This window comes from Mycoplasma sp. CB776, assembly GCF_054343395.1.
In genome coordinates this window covers 1-650 of the sequence record NZ_JBTGVD010000045.1, presented here as the reverse complement: position 1 = coordinate 650, position 650 = coordinate 1, and the positions used below count along the sequence as shown (strand labels likewise).

The window sequence follows — 650 nt, the reverse complement described above, 5'->3', positions numbered from 1 at the left end:
AGGAACCTTTAATGGACAATCTGATGATGGTAGAACAGAAGAACAATATGAAACAACAGTAACTGAAGCAACTAAGAAATTTAAAGAAAAACAAGATGCAGCTAAAACTACTATTGAAGGATTAAGTTATTTAAGTGAAGCACAAAAAACAGATTATAAAAATCAAATTAATTCTACTTTAACTAATGAAAATGAAAACAATGATATTTCATCTATTGATACTATTTTAGGTAATGCAAGAGCTGAAAATACTACTGCAGAAGAATTAGCACAAGCTAAATTAGAAGCTATCTCTATTGCTAATAAATTAAAACCAAGAAATGATGATGGTAGAAAAGAAGAATTTGTAGATGCAATTAATAATCAATCTGATAAAACAGAAGTAGAAAAATTAAAAGAACAAGTAAAAGGTATTATTCAACCTAAAATTGATGAAGTACAAAATAAACTTGATACATTAATTGGTTTAGATGAAGGTGGTAATCAAACTAAAGCATATTATGATGTTGAAGCTGCTAAAGTTGATAATATTTTAAAAGAAACTACAACAGAGAAAGCATTAGATACACTTATAACTAATATGACAATTGCTTATGATAATATTTTTGATAGTGTACAAACTGCAATTAATAACTTACCAAATGATGCAG

Annotated in this window: 1 protein-coding gene; it reads left to right on the top strand. The window is 26.6% G+C overall.

Annotated features, from left to right (window positions below; translation table 4 throughout):
• The coding region (locus ACXX86_RS04075; RefSeq protein WP_458561198.1) for a hypothetical protein at nucleotides 1-650 on the top strand (650 nt) is incomplete at both ends.